The sequence below is a fragment of the Rhizobacter sp. P2_H2 genome (assembly GCF_056403375.1).
In genome coordinates this window covers 1-5,410 of record NZ_JBFUFP010000308.1, presented here as the reverse complement: position 1 = coordinate 5,410, position 5,410 = coordinate 1, and the positions used below count along the sequence as shown (strand labels likewise).

Genomic DNA, 5,410 nt, shown 5'->3' with positions numbered 1-5,410 from the left:
GCGAAATGCAGCCATCAAGGATGACTTGCCAGAATTATTTGGTCCGACAATTATGTTCAGGCGCCTCAGCGCTATATCTGCGTGCTGGAATCTCTTGAAATTCCCGAGCTTCAGCCTTGTAAACATAACTCCCTCCTGTCAGGCATTTTTGCGAAAGACTGAGCAAGACAGACGCTGTTGCACAGTTCTTCGTTAACTCTACATCCACGCGAAGATTGCGGGAAGTGGCGTCTTCCTTCAATGCGACCTAGAAATCGCCTAGGATGCTCACCACCATATGCAAATAGAGCCAATGCATTCCTTCGTCAATAGGGATCTCACGCCTCAGCTCAAATCAGAAGAATCATTTCGTGCAGTCCATCTTTGGGGCACAGCCTCTAGCGCGCACTCGTGCGCAGGGCAGCATTTGCCTGCAGTCACCTATGCGCCCTCATATGTTGCGTCAGCACCGCTGTACTATGAACTACTTCACCTTAGACCTCAGCGACAACTCCGAAGGCATCTCCACCTTGGAGGCCCTCGCCTCCACCACCGCCGACCACCACCCCGCTGCGTTGGCCGAAGCCCAACAACTCCTCGACTGGGCATGGCTCCGCTTCCCGCACACGCACGGTCCGGCGGATGAGGGCATGGACTGGGATCACGACCTGCAGGTGAACGTCGAAGACGGCGGGTGGCATGCGATCACGCTGACCATCACCGGGACGCAGCGCTTCATCGACGAGTTCATCGAGACGTTTGGCGACCCGAGGGATTGACGGGAAGTCGTCCCCGGAGGCAGTGATACATTCCCCTCGCCTGCCACATCGCAGGCCGGGTTTGACAGCCCGAACACACAGGCGCGCAGCCGCTACAGCGGCTTTTTTTGCGCGTCACACACCTATGCCTCTCCAAGATTTTGGGCGGCCCGGGTGGGGGAGCCTTCGGGCTCGCCGGTTCCTGTGTTCCGGTCTGTCAACCCTGCTTTGGGCCGCCACCCGTGTTTGACAGCGTGGGTAGTGGCTTTACTCGAACCGCAACACAGGAGCCCTTCACATGGCTGGTACCCCCGTCGGCGCCTCCCGCACGCCGACCTTTCCCGCTTCTTCACCGCAGTCCGACCAAGCGGGTTCTCCCTCCCCCGCCTCCGGCCCCGAGTCCGAGCCGGAGCCCGAGCCACCACCCCCCGCCCCACCCGAGCGCCGCGTCCACTACCGCTTCCAGCACCACTGCCACCCCTCCCCGATCGACAGCGTCGAGTTCACGCTGAAGGCCGGCCTGGTGCATCGCCTGCTGGAGCACGTCATCGATGTCAGTGACGGCGTCGCCGCGTGGCTCGAGGTCGATGAGCGCGAGCGCCCCAAGCCCCCGCCCGACGAGGTGCCGCCTGCCGTCCATCGCGCGCAAGACACCGCGATGCGCGGCCTGTGCGTCGCCGCGCTCGAACTCATCGGCGATCAGTCCCGCCGCCTCACCGGCTGGGTCTGCGAGCAGCAGTTCCACGCCCCCGAGTTCGGCGTGATGCCGCCGCGGCGGCGCAGGCCGCCGGCGCAGCAGGGCTGACGGCGCCAAGGTGCTGCCCAGGTTCGGGCGGCACCTGCGTGCATGCCCCTGCATGCCCCGCTACCATGCCGCACCCGGAGCCCCCATGCCCCTGCTGATCATTGCCTTCGCGCTGCTGCTGTCCCAGGTTTCTCCGATACCGATGCTGCTCGACGCAGGCGGCGTGCGCCGCTTGCCGGCAGGCTTCGACTGGCTGGTCACCCTGGTGCCCAGCTACGGCATCCCGCTGCTGGTGTCGTGGTGGTCGTTGCGCAAGCTCAACGTGCGGCCCTTCATCGCCAAGCTGCCGCAAGGGCTGCGCCTGTTGAGGATCGGCATGACCATGTTCCTCCTCTGCTGCCTGCTCGCCGCCGCGCGCGGCGCCCTCCTCGATTTCCTTTCCCTCCGCGTCGAAGTGCTCCTGGTGTTGTTCCAGCTGACGACCCGGGCCTACCTGGTCGCAGGGGTGCTCACGGCTCTCTGTGTCGAGCTTCCCAGGGCCAAACTTGGAGCGATGGTTCACCCATGCCCCTCTTGATCCTGGCCCTCGGGCTGTTTCTCATCGAGTTCTTTCCGTTCTCGCTGCTCGCAGTGGGTTCGTCATGGTTCCGGTTCACGCGGCAGGTCGGGGGCCTCACCAGCCTCTTCATCGTGTACGCCATACCGTTTGTGGCCGCGTGGCTCATCCTGGGCTGGCTCAGGATCGAGCCCTGCGTGGCACAGCTCAAACAGGGCCGCCGGCTGATGCTGGTCGGGCTGGCGGTGTATGGCCTCTACCTGCTTCTCGGGGCAGACCTGCTGAGCGCCATCCCCTTCCGAGGCCCTGCCCCCGTGCCGCAAGCCCCGCACTGGACAGGGCTGGTCGCCAAGCTGCCCCTCTTCGCCGGGCTGGCCCTCGCCATCGGCAAGGAGTTCCCGCAGGCCTGGGTGGCAGCGCAGCTGCGGGCGGGTTCAGGCTCGGGCATCTGCCCCCGCTCGCCGGGAATGATTGCTGGTCGGCAGCAAGATCACCCAAGACCGCCTTGCCACCGAGCTGGCCATGTTTCGCGTGGCCGTGCGGCCCAGCCTGGGCTCGCGGGTGCACCTCGCGCAACTGATCGACGACAGGCAGGTGGGATTGCAGGCCCCCAGCCCTGACTTCACGGAATGGCTCCAGGGCCTGGCCGGCCAGCGGACAGCCCCCACGGGCACCCCCGGCTCCAGCCAGCAGGTGGTGCTGGCCTTCCTGTTGCGTTCCTGGCTCGCGCACAGCGGCCCGCTGAGCACCACGGCCATCCAGTCCGCGGTGGGTGCCAGCTACCCCACCGTGGCCAAGGTACTGAAGCAGTTGGAAGCCGCGGGAACCCTCTCCAGAACCCCGGACCGGCGCATCGAGATGCGTGCCCCGTCCCTCTTGCAGTGGCGCAACTGGATTGCCGCCCAGGCCTCCACGCGCAAGACGATCCGCTTCGCTGATCCGGCTGGCACGGCTCGCTCCCCCGAGGCCATGGCGCAGCGGCTCTTCAAGCTCGGCAGCGATGACGTGGCGGTGGGTGGCGTGCTCGGTGCCAGGCATCACTTTGCGGGCTTGAACATCACCGGCAGCCTGCGGCTCGATCTCACCATGCACCGTGCCGCGCGGCTCGATGTCATCCGCAAGCTCGACGCCGGCCTCGTCGAAACGCAAGACCCGCAGGCCAAGGCCGTCGTGGTCGTGCATCGCGCGCACGGGCCGAACCTCGGGTTCGTCAAAGACGCCGCCGGCCTGTGGGCCGATCCGCTCGAGTGCCTGATCGATCTGCATGAGCTTGGGCTCGATGAGCGGGCCGACGAGATGCTCACTCACCTGATCGAGCAGCGAAGCCGATCGGCCGCATAAGCCCCTCAACTTGCAGTCATCCATCCCCCTGTGGCTTACTTCGCTGCCCTGAGTCGCCGTCCTGGGGGAACCGCATGAACCTGCTTCGCACCCGTGGGGGCCGTGTTGCCTTGCTGACCGGCCTGTTGCTCGCTCCACTGCTCGCCCTGTCGGCCTGCAACCGCAGCGAGCCTGCCGCCCCGGCTCCCTCCGCAGGCGGCACAACCAGCACGCCGGCATCACCCGTCACGCCACCCCCAGGCGACGCCGCAGCCTCCGCCATCGGCGGCGGCCCGGCCGGCGGCACCGCCATCGGCGGCATGGAAGCCCACCCCACCGAAGCCAAGCCCGGCACCGGCAGCGGCACGCCGGCCCCAACCGCCGGCGACGGCAGCGCACCCACCCCGGCCGCCGCAGCATCCCGATAGAAGAACCGCAGCGTGCCGCTCCAGATAGTGCGAACGCCATTGCACCCCCGCCCATTCCGCGCCAAGATCCGTCCGCCATCGCCTATCCCACGTTTCGCGCCCCGGCGCGTTCCCCGCAGGAGGCTCTTCATGGACATGAACCGAAGGCAGTTCTTCCGCGTCAGCGGAGCCGGGCTCGCCGCATCCAGCCTCGTCGCGCTGGGTTTCTCGCCGGCCACGGCCCTGGCCGAGACGCGCCAGTTCAAGCTCGCCCGCACCACCGAGACCCGCAACACCTGCCCGTACTGCTCGGTGGGCTGCGGCATCATCATGTACAGCCTGGGCGACAAGGCGAAGAACGTCGTCTCCGACATCATCCACATCGAGGGCGACCCCGATCACCCGGTCAACCGCGGCACGCTGTGCCCCAAGGGCGCCGGCCTGCTCGATTTCGTGCACAGCCCCAACCGCCTCAAGTACCCCGAGGTGCGCGAGGCCGGCAGCACCGAATGGAAGCGCGTCTCGTGGGACGAAGCCATGTCGCGCATCGCCACGCTGATGAAGGCCGACCGCGACGCCAACTTCACCCCCACCAACGCCGCCGGCCAGGTCGTCAACCGCTGGACCACCACCGGCATGCTCTGCGCATCGGCATCCAGCAATGAATCGGGCTACATCACGCACAAGGTGATGCGCTCGATGGGGTTGCTGGTCTTCGACAACCAGGCGCGCGTCTGACACGGACCGACGGTGGCCAGTCTGGCCCCGACGTTCGGACGCGGTGCGATGACCAACCACTGGGTGGACATCAAGAACGCCGACCTCGTGCTCATCATGGGCGGCAACGCCGCCGAAGCCCACCCCTGCGGCTTCAAGTGGGTCATCGAGGCCAAGCACCACAACAAGGCCCGGCTGGTCGTCGTCGACCCGCGCTTCACGCGCTCGGCGGCCATGGCCGACTACTACGCCCCCATCCGCGCCGGCAGCGACATCGCCTTCCTGGCCGGCGTCATCAACTACCTGATCAGCAACGACAAGCTGCAGAAGGAGTACGTGAAGGCGTACACCAACGCCTCGTTCATCGTCGGCGAGGCCTACGGCTTCCAGGACGGCATCTTCTCGGGTTACGACGAGGCCAAGCGCAGCTACAGCAACGCGAGCTGGGGCTACGAGCTCGACGAGCACGGCTTCGCCAAGACCGACCCCACGCTCGAGCACCCGCGCTGCGTGCTGCAGGTGATGAGGCGCCACTACGCGCGCTACACGCCCGAGCTGGTGAGCCGCATCACCGGCACGCCGAAGGACAAGTTCCTGAAGGTGTGCGAAATGATCGCGACCACCGCGGTGCCCCACCGCGCGATGACCATCATGTACGCGCTCGGCTGGACCCAGCACAGCCAGGGCTCGCAGATGATCCGCACCGCGGCCATCGTGCAGCTGCTGCTCGGCAACATCGGCATCGCCGGCGGCGGCATGAACGCGCTGCGCGGCCACAGCAACATCCAGGGCCTGACCGATCTCGGCCTGCTGTCGAACTCGCTGCCGGGCTACCTCTCGCTCGCCCGCGAGACCGAGCAAGACCTGGAGACCTACYACAAGACCCGGGCGCTGAAGCCGCTGCGCCCCAACCAGATGAGCTACTGGC

8 protein-coding genes are annotated in these 5,410 nt (G+C 66.5%); 7 read left to right on the top strand and 1 reads right to left on the bottom strand.

Going from position 1 to position 5,410, the window contains the following annotated elements; genetic code table 11:
• On the bottom strand, positions 1 to 126 hold a 126-nt coding region (locus tag AC1D15_RS16600), incomplete at its 3' end, for an AAA family ATPase (RefSeq protein ID WP_477826835.1).
• Between the two features lie 332 nt (positions 127 to 458).
• Here AC1D15_RS16600 and AC1D15_RS16595 point away from each other — a divergent pair.
• The 7 genes from AC1D15_RS16595 to AC1D15_RS16565 form a co-directional block, all read left to right on the top strand.
• Positions 459 to 758 carry a hypothetical protein gene (locus AC1D15_RS16595; RefSeq protein ID WP_477826834.1) on the top strand — a complete coding sequence of 100 codons (300 nt, stop codon included), beginning with the start codon at positions 459 to 461 and terminating at the stop codon, positions 756 to 758.
• Positions 759 to 1,035: 277 nt separating this feature from the next.
• Positions 1,036 to 1,542: a hypothetical protein gene (locus AC1D15_RS16590; protein ID WP_477826833.1), complete on the top strand. Its 507-nt coding sequence runs from the start codon at positions 1,036 to 1,038 to the stop codon at positions 1,540 to 1,542.
• Between the two features lie 85 nt (positions 1,543 to 1,627).
• Complete coding sequence (locus AC1D15_RS16585) at positions 1,628 to 2,059, top strand: hypothetical protein (protein ID WP_477826832.1); 432 nt, start codon at positions 1,628 to 1,630, stop codon at positions 2,057 to 2,059.
• A complete protein-coding gene (locus tag AC1D15_RS16580) occupies positions 2,047 to 2,658 on the top strand; it encodes a hypothetical protein (protein WP_477826831.1) in 612 nt (203 codons plus the stop codon). The genes AC1D15_RS16585 and AC1D15_RS16580 overlap by 13 nt, the downstream gene beginning before the upstream one ends.
• Positions 2,561 to 3,379 carry a MarR family transcriptional regulator gene (locus AC1D15_RS16575; RefSeq protein ID WP_477826830.1) on the top strand — a complete coding sequence of 273 codons (819 nt, stop codon included), beginning with the start codon at positions 2,561 to 2,563 and terminating at the stop codon, positions 3,377 to 3,379. Before AC1D15_RS16580 ends, AC1D15_RS16575 begins: the two co-directional genes overlap by 98 nt.
• 74 nt (positions 3,380 to 3,453) lie before the next feature.
• A complete protein-coding gene (locus AC1D15_RS16570) occupies positions 3,454 to 3,786 on the top strand; it encodes a hypothetical protein (RefSeq protein ID WP_477826829.1) in 333 nt (110 codons plus the stop codon).
• Positions 3,787 to 3,915: 129 nt separating this feature from the next.
• On the top strand, positions 3,916 to 5,410 hold a 1,495-nt coding region (locus AC1D15_RS16565; RefSeq protein WP_477826828.1), incomplete at its 3' end, for a molybdopterin-dependent oxidoreductase.

What these genes read in the sequence shown, in the direction of transcription:
- AC1D15_RS16595 (WP_477826834.1), top strand. Translation starts at nt 459, where the DNA reads ATGAACTACTTCACCTTAGACCTCAGCGACAACTCCGAAGGCATCTCC.
- AC1D15_RS16590 (WP_477826833.1), top strand. Translation starts at nt 1,036, where the DNA reads ATGGCTGGTACCCCCGTCGGCGCCTCCCGCACGCCGACCTTTCCCGCT.
- AC1D15_RS16585 (WP_477826832.1), top strand. Translation starts at nt 1,628, where the DNA reads ATGCCCCTGCTGATCATTGCCTTCGCGCTGCTGCTGTCCCAGGTTTCT.
- AC1D15_RS16580 (WP_477826831.1), top strand. Translation starts at nt 2,047, where the DNA reads ATGCCCCTCTTGATCCTGGCCCTCGGGCTGTTTCTCATCGAGTTCTTT.
- AC1D15_RS16575 (WP_477826830.1), top strand. Translation starts at nt 2,561, where the DNA reads ATGTTTCGCGTGGCCGTGCGGCCCAGCCTGGGCTCGCGGGTGCACCTC.
- AC1D15_RS16570 (WP_477826829.1), top strand. Translation starts at nt 3,454, where the DNA reads ATGAACCTGCTTCGCACCCGTGGGGGCCGTGTTGCCTTGCTGACCGGC.